The 23,108-nt window shown below is 33.4% G+C and carries 18 protein-coding genes; 8 read left to right on the forward strand and 10 right to left on the reverse strand.

Annotation, left to right across the window (positions count from 1 at the left end):
• Nucleotides 1-54: 54 nt before the first annotated feature.
• Nucleotides 55-1,125 carry a DUF3667 domain-containing protein gene (locus ACXGSQ_RS14540; protein WP_458626874.1) on the reverse strand — a complete coding sequence of 357 codons (1,071 nt, stop codon included), beginning with the start codon at nucleotides 1,123-1,125 and terminating at the stop codon, nucleotides 55-57.
• Between the two features lie 190 nt (nucleotides 1,126-1,315).
• Here ACXGSQ_RS14540 and ACXGSQ_RS14545 point away from each other — a divergent pair, with 190 nt between their 5' ends.
• Nucleotides 1,316-2,548 (forward strand): hypothetical protein, encoded by a 1,233-nt coding sequence (locus ACXGSQ_RS14545; protein WP_458626875.1) that lies wholly within the window; start codon nucleotides 1,316-1,318, stop codon nucleotides 2,546-2,548.
• An 82-nt stretch (nucleotides 2,549-2,630) separates the two neighbouring features.
• On the opposite strand, the gene ACXGSQ_RS14550 is transcribed toward ACXGSQ_RS14545, so the two are convergent.
• The 4 genes from ACXGSQ_RS14550 to ACXGSQ_RS14565 all read right to left on the reverse strand — a co-directional run bounded on the left by ACXGSQ_RS14550 (nucleotide 2,631) and on the right by ACXGSQ_RS14565 (nucleotide 8,213).
• A complete protein-coding gene (locus ACXGSQ_RS14550; RefSeq protein WP_458626876.1) occupies nucleotides 2,631-4,088 on the reverse strand; it encodes an oligosaccharide flippase family protein in 1,458 nt (485 codons plus the stop codon).
• 45 nt (nucleotides 4,089-4,133) lie between these two features.
• A complete protein-coding gene (locus ACXGSQ_RS14555) occupies nucleotides 4,134-5,420 on the reverse strand; it encodes a glycosyltransferase family protein (protein ID WP_458626877.1) in 1,287 nt (428 codons plus the stop codon).
• A gap of 2 nt (nucleotides 5,421-5,422) precedes the next feature.
• Nucleotides 5,423-7,855, reverse strand: coding sequence for a YfhO family protein (locus tag ACXGSQ_RS14560; protein ID WP_458626878.1), 2,433 nt, complete (start codon nucleotides 7,853-7,855; stop codon nucleotides 5,423-5,425).
• 85 nt (nucleotides 7,856-7,940) lie between these two features.
• On the reverse strand, nucleotides 7,941-8,213 hold the full coding sequence (locus ACXGSQ_RS14565) for a DUF4834 family protein (RefSeq protein WP_458626879.1): 273 nt from the start codon (nucleotides 8,211-8,213) through the stop codon (nucleotides 7,941-7,943).
• A gap of 151 nt (nucleotides 8,214-8,364) precedes the next feature.
• Here ACXGSQ_RS14565 and ACXGSQ_RS14570 point away from each other — a divergent pair, with 151 nt between their 5' ends.
• Both ACXGSQ_RS14570 and ACXGSQ_RS14575 read left to right on the forward strand, forming a co-directional pair.
• The gene (locus ACXGSQ_RS14570; RefSeq protein ID WP_458626880.1) at nucleotides 8,365-9,327 is read left to right on the forward strand and encodes a transporter; all 963 of its coding nucleotides are present in this window, start codon (nucleotides 8,365-8,367) and stop codon (nucleotides 9,325-9,327) included.
• Nucleotides 9,328-9,347: 20 nt separating this feature from the next.
• Entirely contained in the window at nucleotides 9,348-10,466 is a 1,119-nt protein-coding gene (locus ACXGSQ_RS14575; protein WP_458626881.1) for a GTP cyclohydrolase, read from the forward strand.
• Between the two features lie 89 nt (nucleotides 10,467-10,555).
• Here ACXGSQ_RS14575 and ACXGSQ_RS14580 read toward each other — a convergent pair whose 3' ends face one another.
• The 3 genes from ACXGSQ_RS14580 to ACXGSQ_RS14590 form a co-directional block, all read right to left on the reverse strand.
• Nucleotides 10,556-11,815, reverse strand: a complete 1,260-nt coding sequence (locus ACXGSQ_RS14580; RefSeq protein WP_458626882.1) for an aminotransferase class I/II-fold pyridoxal phosphate-dependent enzyme — start codon at nucleotides 11,813-11,815, stop codon at nucleotides 10,556-10,558.
• A gap of 245 nt (nucleotides 11,816-12,060) precedes the next feature.
• Nucleotides 12,061-13,098 carry a PLP-dependent cysteine synthase family protein gene (locus ACXGSQ_RS14585; protein ID WP_458626883.1) on the reverse strand — a complete coding sequence of 346 codons (1,038 nt, stop codon included), beginning with the start codon at nucleotides 13,096-13,098 and terminating at the stop codon, nucleotides 12,061-12,063.
• 75 nt (nucleotides 13,099-13,173) lie between these two features.
• Nucleotides 13,174-15,237, reverse strand: a complete 2,064-nt coding sequence (locus tag ACXGSQ_RS14590) for a S9 family peptidase (RefSeq protein WP_458626884.1) — start codon at nucleotides 15,235-15,237, stop codon at nucleotides 13,174-13,176.
• Between the two features lie 74 nt (nucleotides 15,238-15,311).
• Here ACXGSQ_RS14590 and ACXGSQ_RS14595 point away from each other — a divergent pair, with 74 nt between their 5' ends.
• The gene (locus tag ACXGSQ_RS14595) at nucleotides 15,312-15,635 is read left to right on the forward strand and encodes a YbaB/EbfC family nucleoid-associated protein (RefSeq protein WP_458626885.1); all 324 of its coding nucleotides are present in this window, start codon (nucleotides 15,312-15,314) and stop codon (nucleotides 15,633-15,635) included.
• On the opposite strand, the gene ACXGSQ_RS14600 is transcribed toward ACXGSQ_RS14595, so the two are convergent.
• Nucleotides 15,628-16,644, reverse strand: coding sequence for a threonine aldolase family protein (locus ACXGSQ_RS14600; protein ID WP_458626886.1), 1,017 nt, complete (start codon nucleotides 16,642-16,644; stop codon nucleotides 15,628-15,630). The genes ACXGSQ_RS14595 and ACXGSQ_RS14600 overlap by 8 nt on opposite strands.
• A gap of 108 nt (nucleotides 16,645-16,752) precedes the next feature.
• Here ACXGSQ_RS14600 and prfB point away from each other — a divergent pair.
• From prfB to ACXGSQ_RS14620, 4 genes are all read left to right on the forward strand, one after another.
• A protein-coding gene (gene prfB / locus ACXGSQ_RS14605) for a peptide chain release factor 2 (RefSeq protein WP_458626887.1) occupies nucleotides 16,753-17,860 on the forward strand; the annotation gives its coding sequence in 2 pieces (ribosomal slippage) (nucleotides 16,753-16,815 and nucleotides 16,817-17,860; 1,107 coding nt in all).
• 14 nt (nucleotides 17,861-17,874) lie between these two features.
• Complete coding sequence (gene arsC, locus ACXGSQ_RS14610; RefSeq protein WP_458626888.1) at nucleotides 17,875-18,219, forward strand: arsenate reductase (glutaredoxin); 345 nt, start codon at nucleotides 17,875-17,877, stop codon at nucleotides 18,217-18,219.
• A 7-nt stretch (nucleotides 18,220-18,226) separates the two neighbouring features.
• Nucleotides 18,227-18,682 (forward strand): hypothetical protein, encoded by a 456-nt coding sequence (locus tag ACXGSQ_RS14615; protein ID WP_458626889.1) that lies wholly within the window; start codon nucleotides 18,227-18,229, stop codon nucleotides 18,680-18,682.
• Nucleotides 18,683-18,781: 99 nt separating this feature from the next.
• Nucleotides 18,782-21,310, forward strand: coding sequence for a TonB-dependent receptor domain-containing protein (locus ACXGSQ_RS14620; RefSeq protein ID WP_458626890.1), 2,529 nt, complete (start codon nucleotides 18,782-18,784; stop codon nucleotides 21,308-21,310).
• 119 nt (nucleotides 21,311-21,429) lie between these two features.
• On the opposite strand, the gene ACXGSQ_RS14625 is transcribed toward ACXGSQ_RS14620, so the two are convergent.
• Nucleotides 21,430-23,061, reverse strand: a complete 1,632-nt coding sequence (locus ACXGSQ_RS14625) for an isocitrate lyase (RefSeq protein WP_458626891.1) — start codon at nucleotides 23,059-23,061, stop codon at nucleotides 21,430-21,432.
• Between the last annotated feature and the right edge of the window lie 47 nt (nucleotides 23,062-23,108).

The following is a 23,108-nucleotide window of genomic DNA, read 5'->3' on the forward strand; positions in this document are numbered from 1 at the left end:
TTTTGTTAAGTTCTGCAAAACAACACCATAATAGTGCGTTTGTTGTTTTCATAATTAATAGTACAAAAACGAAATAATTCCTAAGATCGTAAGTGAAAACGGTAATACAAGCGACATAAATAAAAAGCCAATTACACCCGTTTTAACGAAACTTAAAAGCCAGTGCTGTCTGTAAAATCTAGCTATTGCAAATACTAAGTAAAAGAAGGTTGAAAATACAATAAGCCAATCGATCCAATCTGGTATATCTATTATCCATCTATTTACTAAAAACAGGATACTAAATAAGGTAAACAAAAAGGAAAAATAGTAAAAACTAAACACCAAATGATGGGCATATCTACCTTTATTAAAAAAGAATATTTTCAACAAAAGTGCAAAAAGCGGCAATAAGAAGAACATAGCTAATGGGATGCTATCTATAATGGTTTGGTAAATCTGCCCAAGTCCCATACTTTTATAAAACTTAAGCATTTGACTATAGAGTTTTCGTTTTACAAAACCTGCATCATCGGACATTCCCATATGTTTATATATCGCTTCGTCTGATGCTCCTGTAGCAATTATGGAGTCCATTTCTCTTTCATTAAAAGTAAATGACGTTCCAAAGTTATTTTTAGGCACTTTAATTTTTGAGAGGGAATCTATAACTTTTAAATCATCGTCATCTAATCCTATAGTGAAGCTATTATCTCTAAGAGGTTTTAAATAGTCATTGATAGCAATAGAATCTTTAGGAATACTATCTTGTATTATAACGTTTTCAGATCGACTCGCCAAAACTTGTTGCATGCCTTTATCTATATCATCTCTAAATTCTCTGGAATAAAAACTAGATAAAAAGAAAAATATAACAGTAATAAACAAATACATCTGCGCAGGATGCAAATACATTAAGCGCTTTCCTTTAATAAATTCCTGAGCTAAATAACCAGGCTTAAACATTAAAGGCATAAAGCTTTTAAAAAAGCGTGCATCAAATGAAAAGTAATTACTAATGGTATTATAAAACAAAACCCCTATCGTAAGTTCGTCGTTTGCTTTTTGTCCGCAATGTGGGCAAAATTGAAACTCCTCATGATAAGGTTGTTCACAATTTTTACAATCTATTTGGTTGGTACTCATAGTTTGATGCTTAGTCTGGTTTAAAAGTAATAAATTATATAACACCTTTGATCGCTTTAAAGGGTATGCGCATAATTTATATCTACCAGTCTATTTTCAATCAAACACAACCCATTAAAACACAGTAATCTACAATTCTGGCACGTTGTTTGTTTTATACTAAACGAGTTTAATTTAAAACCCAATTATTATGAAACGAATACTATATTTATTTGCAACTTTAGTCGCCATAAGCACTACTGCATTCGCAACCAACACAACCACATCAGAAGCAGAGGCTTCAATTAATAACTATGTGAGAGGTTATGGTAATTCTTTCATATTTAATGAAGCTGGAATTGAATTTTCTGTGTTCGCCGATGGTCAGTTTGATTTTTATTTACCAAATTATGGACCAGATGTAAGCGTTGGAATTAATACTCCTGGTTTTAGTTTGAGCTTTAATACGGGTTATGATTATAATCCTTATGTACAGTATGATGAATTTGGTGCTATTATTCAAGTTGAAAACACGCCAATCTATTATGATTATTACGGACGTGTAAACCAAATTGGAAACATCTTTATTAACTATAACAATTTTGGTAGAATTAGTCGTATTGGCGGTCTAAATGTGTACTACAGAAACAATGTATTTTACAGATATGATGGCTTTATTAATATATACAACAGATCTTATGTTTACAGACCATGGCATCGATATTATGCGACACCACATGTTAACTTCTCTATTGTTCATATTAATCCATACAGACAGTTTTATACACCTGTAAGACATATTTATTATAGACCATATACAAACAATGTCAGATATTATAATATTGGAAGACGTGATAATGGACATGCCGTAAGAAGAACGGCTACTACCACTAGAAGAAATGTTAGTTACGCTCAAACCCCAAGAAACAGAGCTGAACGTACTATTAGAACACAAGCGCAACGTAGAAATACAACCATTGCAAGTACAAGAGCAACACATTTAACAGAAGCTAATACAAGGGCTACAACACGAAGTACAAACACAAGACGTGCTTCAAATGCTACAGTATCAACACGCTCTACAACAAGAGTTTCGACTCCAACTAGAGCAACGCGTACAAGAACAACAACGCGTACAAATACGAGAGTGACAACACCAAGTAGAACGACCACACAACGCAATACTAGTGTAATACCTAGAAGAAATACAAGTACAAATGTGACCAGAAGCAGTTCTTCTGTGTCTAACAAAACAGAAAGGAGAAATAGTTTATCGGTTAGAAAACCGAACACCACTACTTCTCGTACATATACTAAAGCAAAGTCACAAAACAGGAAAGTGACTCAAAATAAAAGCAAGTCGTCTGTAAAAGCTAGAACAAATATCAGTAGAACAAGCAACCAAAGTTCTACAAGAGCTAGCTCAAGACGAACAAGAGGATAAACGTTTTTTTTTGGTTGGTTAGGAATTCCCGTATGAAGTGTGCCTCAAAGCAACTTACGGGAATTTCTTTTTTTAAACGTTTTTAAAATTTTAAATACTTTTTTATTTGTTCTGAAATATCCTCAGACACATTCAATTTATAAATTAACACAAAGTAAATGAAACCTATTAATCCTGATTTCAAAATAATATTCATTACAGGATGAAATGGAAAATCCCAAAAATAAAATGCTAATGATAACACTATTAATGCCAATATAACCTTAACAGAACCTATAGTAAAAGGCAACATATTAAATTTTCGTTTTACAAATATAATTTTGATTGTATTATAAATAAAAACAGCCAAGAATGTTGCAAAAGCAGAACCTTCTATGCCATACACAGGAATAAAAACAGCATTCAACACTATCGCCATCAGCGCTAACAAAACACCAAAAAACAAGACCATTCGGTAATAATCACTATTGAATAGAATAGCATTATTATTTCCCAAACTATTATCGTAAAGTTTAGCAAGACTTACGATTAAAACTACAAAAAGTCCACCTGTAAATTTCTCTGGAAGAATTTCGTAGAGTTGATTAATATTTAAAATAATCAGCAAAAAAATAAATCCACTAATCACTAAAAGCGTCATAGAACTGCGCTTATATAAGTTCTCTAATGATATTTTATCCTTTTCATTGAGGTATTTTGCTGTTAATGGCAACATAATTTGATGCATTGCACGTTGCGGAACAGCAATAACAGTAGCTATAAAAATAGCAACACTGTAATAAGCCACTTGCTCAATATCGGGCAACATTAAACCAATCATAAACTTGTCGATATCCAAAATCAGCATAGCAACGGAACCTGCAATAATCATTAATGCAGCATATTTTAAAATTGAAAACTGATGCTCTAATTTTTGAAATTTTAATTTAGGGAATCTAACAGAATACGCGTACAATTTCATAATCAACATTCTTAAAACATACACTCCAACAAGAGCGACTATAAAATGATCTACCGTTAACCAATCGAAATATACTGCAAAGAGTAAAAGCATGATACAGATGCGATGAAAGATCTCTTTCATTAAATTCCCAAAAACGGTTTGCATGTGCACTTTTGTCCATGCGAAAAAGATTTCGAAATAAGCCATTGATACTGCCAGAATGAAAATATGCCAAACATAATTTTCTACGATTGGGTTTTCGTTTGAAAGCCAATGAACTATAGCCTCATAGGCAAAACACCCTATAAGAGCCGCTGGAATAATAAACAATAAAGGCAGAAATAGCATAAGTGTCAAAAAACTATTGATACTGTTTTTTGACTTAAACGAAGAATAGAATTTCACTATCGCGTTATGCACACCAAAAGCCATAAAAGGCATCATAATATTGGCGGCCGACAGCAAAAAAGCAACTAAACCGTAATACTCATCCGATAAAAAATTTGTGTAAAGAAATAGTGTATTAATAGCACCAATACCAAAACCCAAATACGTGGTGATTGTGTTTTTAAATGATTGATTTAATACGATTCCCATAGTGAAGCAAAATACAACTATTAATGCTAAAATGAACTTTATTAACTAGCCCGCTTTAATAATTTCACTTAACCTTTGCGTCAATGCTTTTCTGCTGTAAGGCTGTAAACCAATAGCATGCACTTTTAGGTCGTGATTTTGATAGGCTTGGAAATAATTTAAGAGTTGTCCTTTTAATGCTGTTTTTTGTTGGTAATTAAAATAGGTCCCTGTATTAGTTGATGTAATAATTTGTTCCACATCCGCATCTTTAGGACCAATAGCTAATATTGGAGTTTCAGAAATAAGATATTCAAAAACTTTACCTGCAATAATGGCTTTAGTGTCTTCTGAATCGATTTCAATTAACAATAATAACTGCGATTTCATTTGAAATCTTAAGGCTTCATCATGGTTCACATACCCTACAATATTAACATGATTCTTTAATCCCTTTTCATGAATAGATTCAATCACGTCATCACTAACCACTCCTATTAATTGCAAGCTAAATGCTTCAGAAAAAGCACTATTTTCTTTAATTAATTCCGAAAGGGTTTCCCATAAAACTAAAGGGTTACGTTCAGACAACAACGAACCAATATGAGATAAGGTAAATTTTTCATCCTTCGCTTCTATCCTAACTGAATGTGCATCGTAACCATTAGTAATTACCGAAATTGGTTGCTTGGTTTTGATTTGAAATTCGTTTTTGGTATGATGACTAGTCACTATAATTTCATCGGCAGCATTTAAAACCTTTTGTTCTAAATCAATATGTTTTGCTTTTGAAGCCGCTGTTAGTTTTAAATCTTTATGATAACCAATCGTGGTCCATGGGTCTCTAAAATCGGCTAACCACTTTACTCCTATTCTTGCTTTTAATTGCAAGCCTATTAAGTGTAAACTATGAGGTGGTCCTGTAGTAATTATCGTTTCAATTTGATACTCTTTTATATAGTTTGAAAGAAACTCAACCGAAGGTTTTATCCAATTTTTCCGAGCATCAGGAATAAAGAAATTCCCTCTCACATAAAGCATAGCTTTTTCTGTTAACGACTGCTTTTTGGCTTTAGGAATAACACCTGAACTAATTTTTTTAGATTTTCCTTTTGAAAACACACTTGCCAACCCATAAGGTTCATTAATTGGTTGTTTTAAAATGGTAATATTCTCAGGAATCTCATTTACTAAACTCTCATCTAATATAGGATAATTTGGATTTTCAGGACAATAGACAATAGGTTCTATTCCAAATTCAGGTAAGTATTTCACGAATTTTAACCAACGTTGCACGCCTGGTCCTCCCGCTGGGGGCCAATAATAAGTTATAATTAGTGTTTTAAAACTCATAATTAATCCTTAGCCTTTCGTCGCTTAAACGCATAGAAAACACCAAACAAAATCAAAAGCCCTAAAACAACAGAACTCATTAAAGCAACACTACTACCTGTTTTTACAACTTGTGGTTCAAATTTAAATTCTATAGTGTGCTTGCCTTTAGGTAATTCTAATGCTCTTAACACATAGTTTACTCTAAAATGTGGTGTTAATGTACCATCAATGTAAGCATTCCAACCCTGAGCGTAATAGATTTCTGAGAATACAGCTAAGCCTACATTTGTGTTATTCGATTCGTATTTTAAATAATTTGGCTTGTATTCCATTAACTCAATGGAAGCTGTGGAATCAACTTGGTATGTTGTTTTTAAATTATTTTTGGCCTGAACTGTTTGCTCTAAAACAGCTGTTGTTTTTGTATTTAAACTATCTAAAGCTAAAATTTCTTGATTAGCATCGGCAACAACCTTGAGCCTTGAAACAAACCAAGCATTACCATTCGCATCTGTATTAGTATAAGGAAAAATCTGTCCTTGTTCTTCTGCAATGATGTATTTGGTATTAAGCATATTAAGGACATTCATGTTGTTTTTATGAAATTCTAATAACTCATTAACACGTCCTAGTTTCGCTGCACTATACCCCATCAATGAATTATGATAATAAGCAGCTTTGGCAGGCATGCGTTGTCCTTCTGTAGACATATCCATCACTCTAAAATGCCCTTTGTCTTTTAATATTTCTTTATCTGCTTGGTTAGGCTGATATGGCTTATCAACTTTAATAGCTGAAATAAAATTATCATTATTAACATACTGTTTATCTACAGTCACCAAATCGAAAAGGATTAACACTGCAAATACAACAACGACTAAATTTTCTGATAATTTCTTCTTTAAAAATAAGTAGATCGTGCCTGCGGAAAGCAAAACTAATATTAAGGTTCTTAAGGTGTCTGTGGTCATTAACGCTTTTCGGTCTTCAATAACGGCATCCATAAATGGTTGCCCATAAGCACTAATGTATTGATCATCTCGTAAACCTTCAAAATCAAATAAAATAGATTTAAATAGTAGAAAGAGGACAGCTAAACCTGCTGTGATGCCAACGGAATACAGCAAAGCTTTTAGTTTTTCTTCATCTTTCTGAAAGTCATTAAACAAACGTGATAATGCAAAAATACCTAAAACCGGAATACACAATTCTAAAATCACTTGAATTGAACTTACCGCTCTAAACTTGTTATAGAAAGGCACATAATCAATAAACAAATCTGTTAAAAACCCAAAATTCTTTCCATAAGACAATAAAAGTGATAAAACAGTTCCACCAACGAGCCACCATTTTAATCGTCCTTTCACCAAAAACAGACCTAATACAAATAAGAAAATAATCACAGCTCCAACGTAAGCTGGTGCTTCTACAATAGGTTGATCTCCCCAATACATTGGTGCATTTCTAGCCCTATCTAACGCTTCCATTGGAGAAGCTCCTAAATTAATATAGGCTTTATAAGTTTCGGAATCTTTACCCACATCTTCGTAGTTACCACCTCCCATAAATTTGGGGATATATAGATTGAAAGTTTCTAAAATACCATAACTATATTCTGTAATATAATCTCTATCTAAACCCGTTGTCACCTCTTTTGGTGAACCATCTGGATTTATGGTTAAATCACTTTGACCACGCGCACTTTCTTTAACATATTCTTGCGTTGCCATTATATTGGTAGCATTTAAACCAACAGCTAAAATGGCCGCAATAGTTAATAAACCCACTGATTTAAAGAAGTGCGGTAATACCTTTTTTCTATATGCATCAATGAGGTACGCTAAACCAAGCACCAAAACCAATAGTAACAGATAATAGGTCATCTGGAAATGATTAGCCACAATCTCTAGACCTAAAGCTATAGTCGTGAGCAAAAACCCTAAAATATATTTTTTTCGAAACGTGAGAATTATTCCTGCCAATACTAAAGGCATATAAGCTATAGCATGTGCCTTTGCATTATGCCCCACACCCAAAATAATAATCAAATAGGTAGAAAAACCAAAAGCCAATGCTCCTAATGCAGCCAGCTTAAAATCAACTTTTAAGGACAACAATAAGATATAAAAGCCTATAAAATAAAGGAATAAATAATCTGCAGGTCTCGGTAAAAATCGTAACGTTAAATCTAATTTTTTAATATAATTGTGCGGATACTTTGCCCCTAATTGATAAGTTGGCATTCCACCAAAGGCACTATTGGTCCAATACGTTTCTTCACCTGTAGTCTTGGCAAACTCTTTTTGTTGCTGAGCCATACCAATGTAGTGCAAAATATCACTTTGGTTAATTTTTTTTCCTTGTAAAACAGGACTAAAATAAGCTAATGAAACCACTACAAATCCTATTAAAATTAGGACATGTGGCAATAAACGTTTTATAGAAAATGACATGAGAATGCTTTAAGTTGAATGATTCTGAAAAGTAGTTATTTTTTTTGAAACATCACTAGAGTTTCCTCTATGTGCAAAAAATTGATTAATCAATTTCTTCATAGTCGATATATTCACCTACTTTTTGGTTAGAAGAACCATTTTGGTTAGGCATTTTATCGATTACGGTTTCTCCTTCCTTTTGCTTTTGTTCCTGTCTTTGTTGATTCGGATTTTGGAAGCCTCCAAATTGTCCTCCAAATTTTTCCTCAGCTTTCTTGGCTACAAACTTCAATAATAAAGGTGCAAAAAGACGTGATAATATCTTAAAACCGAAGTAAACAAGTAAAATAATTAATATAGTTCTCAGTAATCCCATGGACTAAGCTTGTTGTATGATAAACATGTTATAATATTCAAAAATACAATTATACTCATTTATAATCCGATTTAATTCCTTAAAAAAACTATAAAATATCTATATTTGACTTCAATCTACAATAGACCGAATGGTTTTAAATCCATAAATAATGCGAATACTCAAATCAATACTTGTTTTAATTCTAGCCTTTAGTTTTAATTCTACCTACGCTCAATATACTGAAGTCATTAACTCTAATCGACCAGGAGTATCCAAAAGTGCTTTTTCGGTAGGAACCGGAGTTGTTCAATTTGAAGCTGGTGCTTTTACCGTTAAAGAAGAGCATGCACTTGCTAATTATGAAGTTTCAGGCTTTGGACTTGATTTCGCATTGCGATATGGCTTATTATTTGAACAACTCGAATTATCTCTAGACGGTATTTATCAAAATGACAAAATCACTTATAATAATGCTACAATTCCTCTTCCAGACAAACGCTCTAATTTTAAAAATTTTACTTTAGGAGCAAAGTATTTGGTTTATGATCCGTATAAAAATGCAGGAGAAGAAAAACCTAATTTATATAGCTATCATGCTAACAATAAATTTAGATGGAAATCTTTAATACCAGCTGTTTCCGTTTATGTTGGTGCTAATTTTGACACGAAAAACAATCCTTACACAGCACCAGACATAGAGGGGTTTAGTCCCAAAGTAATGCTTGCGACTCAGAACAATTTTAATGGTGGTTGGGTCTTTGTAATGAATTTAATTAAAGATAGAATCGGAACAGATCAATCTGATTTTCAATATATCTTTACTTTAACCCATTCTTTTACTCCACAATGGGTGGTATTTGGAGAAGCACAAGGAATTAATAGTGATTTCTATGCTGATAATATTTTTAGATTTGGAGGTGCGTATCTTTGGACAAAAGATTTTCAATTAGACGCCAATATCGCATTTAACACCAAAGACACTCCTACCGTTTTTAACATAGCGTTTGGAGCTTCATATCGTTTAGATTTTCATCAAGATAAAAAGATAGATAATGGTAACGGCAGTGATGGTAATTTTAAGAAAAAGAAGAAAAAGAAAAAGGAAAAGAAAACAAATGATTTCGATTCTTAATTTATAGCTTTCCTAACTACATGATAACAATTAAAGAAGCCACATCAAAAAAGGAATTAAAAGCATTTGTTCAGTTCCCTTTTAAAATATACAAAGACTCTAAGTATTGGGTCCCTCCTATTATAAAACAAGAGTTAGAAACCTTTAATAAAGACAAAAACCCAATCTTTAAAGATGCAGAGGCTCGTTTTTTCTTAGCCTATAAATCTGGGGAGATTGTTGGTAGAATTGCTGCTATTATAAATTGGCTTGAAGTTGATAAACAAGGTATAAAGAAAATGCGTTTTGGTTGGTTTGATTTTATTGACGATTTAGAAGTCAGCAAAGCGTTATTAAACACCATTGAAGATATTGGAAGAGATCAGCAATTAAGTTATGCCGAAGGTCCTGTAGGTTTCTCAAATTTAGATAAAGTGGGTGTCATGACTGAAGGTTTTGACCAACTTGGCACCATGATTACATGGTATAACCACCCTTACTATATTGACCACTATAATGCTCATGGCTACAGCATTGAAAAAGAATACTCAGAAAACAAGTTTCCTTTTAAAAATGTAAAGCCCGAATTTTTTAAAAAAGCACAAGAACTCATTAAACGGCGCTACAAGCTACGGGCCTTAAAGCTTACTAAAACCGAAGAGGTAATGCCTTATGCCGATCGTATGTTCGATCTTTTTAATGAGAGTTATTCGTCTTTATCGTCATTTGTTGAAATAACAGATATTCAAAAAGACTATTTTAAGAAGAAATTCATCAGTTTTGTTAATCCAGAATACATCAAATTTGTGATTGATGAGCACGATAAACTTATTGGTTTTGCTGTTGTGATGCCTAGATTTGCTTTAGCATTACAAAAAGCTAATGGTAAATTATTCCCATTTGGATTTTCACATATTCTAAAAGCAAAAAAACACAGTAAGGACGTTATTTTCTATTTAATAGGGATACACCCAGACTATCAAAACAAAGGAGTTCATGCTGTAATATTTAATGAATATTATGAAACCTTTAAACAAAAAAGAATAGAAACCTGTTATAGAACACCAGAGTTAGAAGATAATATTGCCATAAAGCAAATCTGGAAACATTTTGATCCAAAGGTTTATATTAGAAGAAAAACATTACGAAAAGACTTATAAACTAAGATTTATAAACGTCAATAAATGAAAAACGGTCATCACATAAATTGCGATGACCGTTTTAATTTTTATCTTTTTCGAGCTATAAATTATTCACCCATAGCAGCAATTAACGCTGCAGACATTCTTTTATAAGTACCGTTAATTAAACGTTCTCTAATAGCGTCAAAAGCATCTAATGTTTCTTTTACATCTTCTAATGTATGTGTTGCTGTAGGAATCATTCTTAATAAAATAAGTCCTTTAGGAATCACAGGATAAACAACTATAGAACAGAATATTCCATAATTTTCTCGTAAGTCTCTTACTAAGGCCATCGCTTCTGGAATACTACCTTTTAAATACACAGGAGTTACACAACTTTGTGTTGTTCCAATATCAAAACCACGCTCTTTTAAACCGGATTGTAACGCATCAACAATGGTCCATAGATTTGCTTTAAGTTCTGGCATAGTACGTAACATGTCTAAACGCTTTAATGCACCAACTACGAGTTGCATCTGTAAAGACTTCGCAAACATTTGAGAACGTAAGTTGTATTTTAAGTAATCTATAATTTCTTTATCTGCTGCAATAAATGCACCTGTACTAGCCATTGCTTTCGCAAAAGTGGCGAAATACACATCAATTTCATCTTGAACTCCTTGTTCTTCACCTGTACCTGCACCTGTAGCACCTAAAGTTCCAAAACCATGAGCATCATCAACAAATAGTCTAAAATTGAATTTTTTCTTAAGATCAACAATCTCTTTTAAACGGCCTTGTTCTCCACGCATTCCAAAAACACCTTCAGAAATCACTAAGATTCCACCTCCAGTTTGTTCAGCCATTTTAGTAGCACGCTCAAGGTTCTTTTCTAAACTTGCGACATCATTATGCTTATAAGTAAAACGTTTACCCATATGTAAACGTACACCATCAATAATACAAGCGTGTGCATCAACATCATAAACTATAATATCATCTTTAGCAACTAAAGCATCAATTGTAGATAACATTCCTTGATACCCAAAGTTTAAAAGATAAGCCGCTTCTTTATTCACAAAAGCCGCAAGCTCTTCTTGTAATTTTTCGTGTAAATCGGTATGACCAGACATCATACGGGCCCCCATAGGATATGCAGAACCGTAAGCTGCAGCTGCTTCCGCATCTACTTTTCTTACTTCAGGATGATTAGACAATCCTAAATAATCATTTATACTCCAAGTGATTACTTCTTTGCCTTGAAACTTCATCCTATTAGAAATTTGCCCCTCAAGTTTTGGAAAAACAAAATAACCTTCAGCCTGAGCTGCCCATTTTCCAAGTGGTCCTTTATCTCTGTAAATCTTTGCAAATAAATCTTTCATTCATGCATACTTTGCTACTAACAGTTTTTTCTACGTTTAGGCCATAAAAATCCACTATTAATAATTGTTAATTCATCTAGTTAGTATCTGCAAAATTAGGTAATAATATTATGAATGCATAATTTATTTAATGAAGTATTCACAAGTTATAAACCACTTTATTCAACATATTTTTATGTGAAAATTCTGCAAAAAAAAGCCTATCACATGTAATGGTAATAGGCCGGTATTCTTTAAATGCTATTTTATTTTATATACTCTATTGCAGATTGAACAGCACGTTTGCTATCAAAAAAGCCTTGATCTTCCATCCACTTATCATTATAGACTTTACTCATATAACGTGATCCATGATCTGGAAAAACAACTACAATTTTATCTGTAGGTTTAAACTCACCTTCTTCTTGCAATTGTTTAATCGCTTGCATTGCCGCACCACTTGTATAACCAACAAAAAGGCCTTCTGTATTTGCAATTTCTCTTGCTGTATGGGCACTTTCTTCATCTGTAACTTTCACAAACTTGTCAATCACATCAAAATCAGTTGCCGTAGGAATTAAGTTTTTACCTAAACCTTCAATTCTGTATGGATAAATTTCTTTATCATCGAACACTCGTGTTTCGTGATAACTTTTTAAAACAGAACCATAAGCATCAACACCTATCACTTTTACGTTTGGGTTCTGCTCTTTCAAATATTTTGATATTCCAGAAATTGTTCCTCCTGTTCCACTACAAGCTATTAAGTGCGTAATTTCACCACTTGTCTGATCCCAAATCTCTGGTCCAGTAGAATTGTAATGGGCATCAATATTTAATTGGTTAAAATATTGGTTAATATATATAGAGCCTTTATTCTCTTCGTGTAAACGTTTTGCAACTTCATAATACGAACGCGGATCATCAGCTTTAACGTGTGCAGGACAAACGTAAACTTTTGCTCCCATAGACTTTAACATGTCTATCTTATCAGCTGAAGATTTAGAACTTACAGCCAAAATACACTCGTAGCCTTTAATAATACTAACCATAGCAATACTAAAACCGGTATTACCAGAGGTGGTTTCAATAATAGTATCTCCTGGTGTCAATATACCCTGACGTTCAGCTTCTTCAATAATATGTAATGCAATTCTGTCTTTTGAAGAATGACCCGGATTAAACGCTTCTACTTTAGCATAAAATTCACCATCAAAGTCAGCAGTCATTCTATTTAATTTGATAAGCGGAGTATTACCTATTAACTGTAATACATTATCAAATACATTTTTGTTTTGCTTCATAAAAAATATTTTTCAGTAACCTATTATATTATATTAGACACCTAAAACCCCGCAAAAGTAACATTTTTTTTTTAATTAGCTCGTAATTCCTTCTAAATCGAGAAGAAAAGCATACTCTTCAGCATCTTCCTTTAGACTCTCAAATCGGCCAGAAGCACCACCATGACCAGCATCCATATTTGTTTTTAAATATAATTTATTTGAGTCCGTTTTTAGATCTCTAAGTTTCGCTACCCATTTCGCTGGTTCCCAATATTGCACTTGTGAATCGTGAAGTCCTGTAGTAATTAACATATTGGGATAGGCTTTTGCCTCAACATTGTCATATGGCGAATACGATTTTATATAATCATAATAAAGTTTATCATTAGGATTTCCCCATTCATCATACTCACCTGTCGTTAATGGTATAGAATCGTCTAACATTGTAGTAATAACATCTACAAATGGTACCGCTGCAATAATACCGTTATACAATTCGGGTGCTTTATTCACTATCGCTCCCATTAACAACCCTCCTGCACTGCCTCCCATTGCATATAAATGTTGAGAAGACGTATAACGTTCTTTTATTAAATGAATAGAGCAAGCAATAAAATCTGAAAATGTATTTTTTTTATGCAACAATTTTCCATCTTCATACCAATGACGTCCTAAATATTCTCCGCCTCTTATATGCGCTATCACATAAATAAATCCACGATCTAACAAACTCAATCGTATAGTTGAAAAATAAGGATCCATTGTAGAACCATAACTTCCATAAGCGTATTGCAATAATGGATTAGTACCATCTTTTTTAATTCCTTTTTTATAAACTACAGACATTGGAATTTTAGTACCATCTTCTGCTGTGGCCCAAATACGTTCTGAAATGTAATTATCTTTGTTAAAATTCTTATCTAAAACCTCTTGCTCCTTTAATACGGTTTTAATTTTAGTACGCATATTAAATTCAATAACCGAAGATGGAGTCGTCATGGCATTATAACCATAGCGTAATATTTCCGTATCAAAATCTACATTGGTACCTGTATATGCGGTATACGTTTCGTTATCAAAAGGCAAATAGTAATCGGCACTTCCATCCCAACGTTTTATTCGTATTTCATTTAAGCCGTTTTTACGCTCACTAATAACCAAATAATCTTTAAAAATATCGATACCTTCTAATAACACATCATTTCTATGTGCAATGACTTCTGTCCAGTTTTCAACTTTAGTATTTGTCTCTAAAGTCTTCATCAGTTTAAAGTTGGTTGCTTTATCTTTATTGGTAAGTATATAAAAATGATTATCGTAATGCGATATACTATATTCTAAGCCTCTAATTCTTGGTTGAAAAACCTTAAATTTCCCTTCTGGATTATTAGCATCAAGAATATGATATTCATTTGTCAATGTACTGTAACATGCAATAATGATATATTTTCTAGATTTTGACTTATATACCGCAACTCCAAATGTATCATCACCTTCTTCAAAAACAAGTTCATCTTCAGAATTATCCCCTAAACGATGTTTATATATTTGAAACGCTCTAAGCGTAACCTCATCTTTTTTAGTATAAAATAGCGTTTCATTATCATTCGCCCAACTTGAAGATCCTGTCGTGTTTTTAACTCTATCTAAAGCTACTTTATGCGTTTCTAAATTCTTAATATGAATCGTATAGTTTCGTCTTCCTGTAGTATCAATTCCATAAGAAACTAATTTGTTATCTGGACTAATACTAATACCTACCAACTTAAAATAAGATTCACCTTCAGCCATTTTATTACAGTCAAACAACAATTCTTCAGGATTGTCTAGGCTCTCTTTTTTACGTGTGTAAATTGGATAATCTTTTCCTTTTTCAAATTTTGTGATATACCAATAACCATTATACTTATAAGGTACAGAAGAATCATCTTCTTTAATTCTGGCTTTCATTTCCTCAAACAAATCCTTTTGAAATGTTTTAGTATGTGCCATTTCGGTATCACAATAGTCATTTTCAGCATTAAGATAATCAATAACCTCTGGGAGCTCTCGGTCTTTCATCCAAAAATAATTATCAATACGAATATCACCATGTTTTTCTAATTGCTGTGGAATCTTCTTGGCTACTGGAGGTTTTATATCTATATTTTTTATCATTTGTTATGAATATTTAGTCTAAAAAGAGGCGCAATTTAGTAATTTTGCATCGTATAAATTTAAAACACAAGATTATGTTTGGAGATATGATGGGTATGATGGGCAAATTAAAAGAAGCTCAAAAAAAAGTTGAAGCAACTAAAGAACGTCTACATACCGTTTTAATTGATGAAACAAGTAACGACAACAAACTTAAAGTAACGATTACAGCTAACAGAACAATTAAATCTATTGACATTGCTGATGAGTTACTTCAAGACAAAGACATGTTAGAAGATTATTTAATCTTAACATTAAACAAAGCAATAGAAAAAGCCACCAACGTACATGAAACAGAAGTTGCTGCTGTTGCTAAAGAAGGCATGCCAAGTATTCCTGGCATGGATATGTTTAAATAGAATTTAATTCTGTTAAAAGCTTGTCATGCATTTGGTCTGTATAGTCCAAATGTGTGACCATGCGTAATTTATGGCTTCCCATTCCTATAATATGGATATGCTTTTCTTTTAATTTAGTTAAGAAATCCGCTTCATCTACATCATCATTCAATTCAAAAATGACAATATTGGTTTCTATTGCCTCTACTTTTTTGATTATAGATAAGCTTGAAAGCTCCGTGCCTATTTCTTTTGCTTTTTTATGGTCGTCCGCAAGGCGATCTATATGATGATCTAAAGCAAACAAACCTGCGGCTGCCAAATACCCCACTTGTCGCATGTTACCACCAAAGAGTTTTCTTAAACTCAGTGATTGCTTCATTATATCCTCATCACCTATTAATACAGATCCCACAGGACACCCTAAACCTTTACTTAAACACACTGAAATTGTATCGAATGTATTGCCGTATTGAAGTGTTGATTCATTTTTAGCCACCATCGCATTCCACAAGCGTGCTCCATCTAAATGAAAACCTAAATTATTGGTTTTACAGACTTGTTTAATCTTTTCAATTTCATTAAAATCCCAACAAGCTCCACCTCCTTTATTGGTCGTGTTTTCAACCTCAACTAAACTCGTTTGGCTATAATAATATTCCGAAGGATTAATAGCCTCTTCAACTTGCGCAGCAGTAAACATACCGCGATTTCCATCTATCAATTTACAAGATGCACCACTGTGAAAAGCGACACCACCCACTTCATAATTATAGATATGTGCATATTTATCGCAAATAACTTGCTCACCTGGATTAGTATGTAATTTTATAGCAATTTGATTTGCCATGCTGCCAGACGGAAAAAACAAAGCCTTCTGTTTCCCAAACATTTTAGCTAACCGTTCTTCCAATTCATTCACTGTTGGATCTTCTCTAAAAACATCATCTCCAACCTGTGCTGACATCATAGCGTCTAACATTTCTTTTGACGGCTTAGTAACCGTATCGCTTCGTAAATCTATAATCATTTGTATGGTATATTATATGATGATAAAATTACGGAATTTCCAAAAAACTGATTCAAAATTATGGCACTTTAACAACGCACCTTATATTTGTATAAAAATCTACTATTTATGATTACATCAGATCAAATAAAAGATCTTAATTCCCGTCTAGACGTACTTAGACAATATCTTTGACTTAGATGCTAAGCTCATAGAAATCGCTAACGAAGAAGAACAAACTTTCGACCCTAATTTTTGGAATGATTCTAAAGCTGCCGAATTGGTAATGAAATCTATTCGTGAGAAAAAAAGTTGGGTTAACGATTATAACAATGCTAAATCACTTTTTGAAGATTTAGAAGTCATTTATGAGTTCTACAAAGAAGGAGAAGCTCCCATGGAAAATGTTGAAGAACGTTTTGAAACCGCCGTTAATGCGATTGAAAAATTAGAATTCAAAAATATGCTTTCCGAAGAAGGAGATAGCCTGAGTGCTGTACTTCAAATTACTGCTGGTGCAGGTGGTACAGAATCTTGCGATTGGGCCAGTATGCTTATGCGCATGTATTTAATGTATGCCGAAAAAAGCGGTTACAAAGTTAAGGAACTCAACTTACAAGATGGTGACGTTGCTGGTATAAAAACAGTGACTTTAGAAATTGAAGGAGATTTTGCTTTCGGTTGGCTTAAAGGTGAAAACGGAGTACACCGCTTAGTACGAATCTCTCCTTTTGATAGTAACGCCAAGCGCCATACTAGTTTTGCTTCAGTATATGTCTATCCCTTGGTTGATGATACTATTGAAATTGACATTAATCCGGCAGATATTGAAATCACAACAGCTCGTTCTAGTGGTGCTGGTGGACAGAATGTAAACAAGGTTGAAACCAAAGTGCAATTATTACATAAGCCTTCTGGAATTCAAATTCAATGTTCTGAAACTCGTTCTCAACACGACAACAGAACTAGAGCTATGCAAATGCTGAAGTCGCAATTATATGAAATTGAATTACAAAAGCAAATGGCACAACGTGATGACATTGAAGCTGGTAAAATGAAAATTGAATGGGGAAGTCAAATAAGAAATTACGTGATGCATCCTTATAAATTAGTTAAAGATGTGCGTTCTGCTTATGAAACAGGAAATGTAGACGCCGTAATGGATGGAGATTTAGAACCCTTTTTAAAAGCGTATCTAATGATGATGGGCCAAAAAGATACAGTAGATAAATTGTAAAAAAATAAGAAGATATGATTAAAATATATCATAATCCAAGATGTTCAAAATCAAGACAAGGACTAGCTATTTTAGAAGCGTCAGGTAAAGATTTTGAAATTATAAAATATCTTGAGAACAACTTAACGGTTAAAGACTTAGAAGCTATAATTGCTAAATTAAACATTCAACCAATCGATTTAATTCGAAAGAATGAAGCGATTTGGAAATCTGACTTTAAAGGAAAAACACTTTCTAACAAAGCCATTATTGAAGCTATGGTTGCGCATCCCAAATTAATAGAACGCCCAATTGTAGTTAAAGATAATAGTGCCGTTGTTGGCAGACCGCCAGAATTAATTAAAGACTTTATTAAATAGTATAACAATGAAGAAAACAGTTATAATTCTTTTCGCTTTATTCTTAGGCTTAAATATCCATGCACAAAGCAGAAGAGGAAACATGAATGGTATTCCTCAAACCAACAGTGAACCAACCGAGCAAGAAATCGCAAAACGCCAACGCGAAATAGAAGAGCGTAAAGACGAATATATTTCTAATTTCCTTACCACTCTAGAGGCTGACGAATTTCAGAAACATATTATTAAACAATCTATAAATAGCTTTTTTGACAAAAAAATCGCCTTACTAAAAATAAGATACGACCATTATTTAGAACGTGATACAGCAATAAAAAATTTAGAAGACACACATTTCTTAGACTTAAAAGAACTTATTTCTGAAGAAGACATGACTAAAATAAAGGAACTCATAAAAGGTGACTTTAACGAAAAGGAAGTGGTAAAAAAGAAGAAGAAAAAGAGAAAACGAAATAAAAATTAAGGTTGTGTTAAAATCGCACTAATCGTGTTGCCTTTAACACAAGATTAACCAAATACATCACAAGTAAGTTTATTTTTGCAAACAAACTAAACCCTTGTGATGAAATTACATACTATAACCGCTTTATTTATCCTTTGTTTTCTTAATTTTTCTTTTGCTCAAAAAGACATAAAAATTGAAGGTACCGTTGTTGAAGAAGACACTAATATTCCACTTGAATATGCAACGGTTGTTGTTAAATCTAGTAAAGACGATAAAATTATTACTGGAGGTATTACCGATTCTAAAGGTAAATTCAAGGTAGAAGTTCCTGCAGGTCTTTATATTATATCTGTAGAATACATCTCCTATAAAACGAAAACGTTTCCAGAACAAAATATCACCAACAATATAAATTTAGGAACCATCAACCTTGCTTTAGATGTCTCTTCATTAAATGAAGTAATGGTTGTTGCCGAACGTACTACCGTAGAAATAAAGCTAGATAAAAAAGTTTATAACATTGGTAAAGATTTAACCACAGCAGGTGGAACTGTAAGTGATGCTCTTAACAATGTACCTTCTGTAACAGTAGATGTTGAAGGAGCTATTAGTCTTAGAGGCAATGAAAATGTACGCATTTTAATTAACGGAAAACCATCAGCAATGGCTGGTTTTGGTGACAGTAATATATTAAGTCAATTACCTGCAGAAGCTATTGAACGTGTAGAAGTTATCACCTCTCCTTCGGCTAGATATGATGCTGAAGGTACAGCTGGAATATTAAATATTATTTTAAGACAAAAAGAAACTCTTGGATTTAATGGATCGGTAACAGCAACTGCTGGTGATCCTGATAACCTTGGGCTTTCCGCAGCATTGAATTACCGTAAGGAAAAATACAACCTATTTTCTAATTTCGGGTGGCGCTATAATGACGCACCACGTAACACTTACACCGATGTTGATTACTTTGATACTACAGATGACGCTGATCAAATTTTAGAACCTACATACCGAAGAATTATTGAAACACAAAACGTTCAACGTTTAAATCGGAATTATAATGCGAATATAGGTATGGAGTACTTCTTAAATGAATCCTCTTCGCTAACAGGTAGTTTGTTTTATAATTTTGGAAACGATGCCGATACATCCATAAATTCTAGTGAACGTTTTAATAATAATACTATTATTGAAGAAACACTTAGAAAAGAAAAAGAAACCGAAAAAGACAACAGATTTCAAATTGCACTTAACTATGTAAAACGCTTTGGAGATGATAGCGACCATAAATTAACGGCTGACTTTCAATTTGAAAGAGATAACGAAGATGGTCTTACATACCTAGATGAAAATTATATTTTCACAAACCAAACTACACCTGAACCTTTCCAAATAGAACAAGAATTCACTTACGAAAAACAAAAAGAATACTTATTTCAAGCCGATTATGTGTTGCCATTAGGAGAAGATTCTCGTTTTGAAGCTGGATATCGAGGGAATTTTAAAAATAGTAATACTGATTACCAACTCGATCAGGAAGACACAGATACTGGAATCATTGCCATCAATGAAGAAATTTCAAACATTTTCGATTATACAGAAAATGTAAATGCTCTATACACACAATACGGTTCAAAACTTGGTAAGTTCTCTTTCCTATTAGGGTTAAGATTAGAAAACACACAATTAAAAGGAAAAATTGATTCACGCCTAACAGAGCAAGAATTAAATGAAGCTTTTGGTTTCCCTATTGATACAGACTTTGACAAGAATTATTTAGGTTTGTTCCCTACTGTAAATCTTATCTATAATCTTTCATCTGCTGATTCTGATGTTGAAGAAAGCATAACACTAGGCTATAACAGAAGAATTAACCGTCCTCGTGGTTGGTATATCAACCCCTTCCCTTCTCGCTCTAGTAGAACGAATATCTTTCAAGGAAACCCGAATTTAGACCCTGCTTTTTCTAGTACATTTGATTTAGGCTATCTAAAACGTTGGGAAAAATTTACACTAACGTCTTCTATTTATTACCAACACGAAACAGACTCATTTGAACGTGTTCAAGAAAATACAGGACAGCAAACTACAGATGGTATTGATATTATTAGAACCATCCCAATTAACCTTTCTACAAACCAACGTACAGGTGCTGAACTTGGTTTAATGTACAATCCTGAAAAATGGTTGCGATTAAACTCGAGCATTAATTTCTTTCAATTTGAAACCGATGGAGAATTTAACGGTGTAGATTACGGAGCAAAAAACACAAGTTGGTTCGCTCGATTTAGTTCTAAAGTCACTTTACCTTTAGCTATAGATTGGCAAACTAGTGCATTTTACAGAGGTGCAAGACAAGACGCCCAATCTGATACCGAAGGTATCTTCTCTTTAGATCTTGCATTTAGTAAAGAAATACTAAACAAAAAAGCAACGATATCTGTAAACGTTAGAGATTTACTTAACTCTAGAAAATACAAATCTGTTACCACGACAGACTTTTACAGTCGTTATAGCGAATTTCAATGGAGACAACGCCAAGTTAATGTATCATTTATCTACAGGTTTAACCAAAGATTAAACAGTAAAGACCGTTCTGGACAACGAGGAAATGGTGGTGACGACATGGAGTTTGAGGGCTAGAGATTGAGTTCTTAAATCATTATCATTACTATACATACACATCATAAAAAGGCGCATTCAATATTTGAATGTGCCTTTTTTACTTAGAATTAAAATATCTAAAGCGTTACATTACACTTTCATGCAACTTCACTTAATTTTTGATCTTTTGTATGAGTCTTAGGTTCTACTTCAAATTGGTTTGACGTATTATTTTCACCACTTGCTTTTAACGCTTTTTCACCTGCAAAAAATGTTTTATGATCATCACCAAGATCTGAACCTGCCATTCTTTGATGTTTTACACAAGACACGCTTTTACGAATTTCTTGTCGCTGTACACCTTTCACATAAGCCAACATCCCTTCTTCCCCAAAATACCCTTCAGTTAAATCGTTCATATGGAGTGCTGTAGTATGATACGTTGGCAACGTAATTAAGTGATGAAAAATACCAGCCTCCCTTGCACCATCTACTTGGAATGTTTTAATTTTCTCGTCTGCACGACGGCATAATTCAGAATGGTCATATTGTGCATCCATTAAATTATTTCTATTGTAAGCCTCCATGTTTTCACCTTCTGCAAGCATTTCATCAAAGACCTGATTACGGAAGTTTAAAGTCCAGTTGAATGATGGTGAGTTATTGTAAACCAATTTAGCATTTGGTACTACTTCTTTAATTCGGTTTACCATATGTGCAATCTGTTTTACATTTGGTGTTGGCGTTTCAATCCACAATAAATCGGCACCATTCTGAAGACTCGTTACACAATCTAAAACAACACGATCAATATTAGAGCCCTCTTTAAATTTATACAAACCATTTGCCAATCTAATTGGACGTACTAATTTGCCATCACGTTTCAATAAAACATCGTCTTCTTTAGCGTTTTCTATCTCCACTTCTTCTGCATCAACAAACGCTAAGTATTGCGAGGCCAAATCTCCTGGCTCTTGACTAACTGGTAGTTTTTGAGTTAACCCTGCACCTTCAGAATCTGTTCTTGCCACTATAATACCATCTTCTACACCTAACTCTAAAAAAGCATATCTCACCGCATTTAATTTTGCAATAAAATCTTCATGAGGCACGGTAACTTTTCCATCTTGATGTCCACATTGCTTCGCATCAGATACTTGATTTTCAATTTGAATAGCACAAGCTCCAGCCTGAATCATCTTTTTTGCTAGCAAATACGTCGCTTCTTCGTTTCCAAAACCTGCATCAATGTCTGCAATAATTGGAACGATATGTGTTTCAAAATTATCTATTTGATCTTGCACATCTTCTCCATTTTCTTGTCTTCTGAACAAATCATTTAATTCAATAGCATCTGCTTGACGTAAGAAATCATAAATCTCTTCAATAAGTCCTGAAACAGCAGTTTTCTCATGCATCGACTGGTCTGGTAAGGGTCCAAATTCTGAACGCAATGCAGCAACCATCCAACCTGAAAGGTATAAATATTTCTTATTGGTCGTCTTATGATGCTTTTTTACAGCAATCATTTTTTGCTGCGCCACAAATCCATGCCAGCACCCTAAAGATTGCGTGTATTGTGATGTATCCGCATCGTACTCAGCCATATCGTTTCGCATAATCGCTGCGGTGTATTTTGCAATATCTAATCCTGTTCTAAATTGATTTTGAGCAACCATTCTAGCTGCACTTTCCGGATTAATGGCATTCCAAGTTGGCCCATACTTTTCTTTAAGATCTCTTACTGTTTGTAACGCTGAACGATAGTTACTTTGTGCTAAATTTTTCATAATTTTGCTTTTGATTATTAAGGTTATTCCAAATTTTGATAATTAGG

The organism is Winogradskyella sp. PC D3.3 (assembly GCF_054366245.1).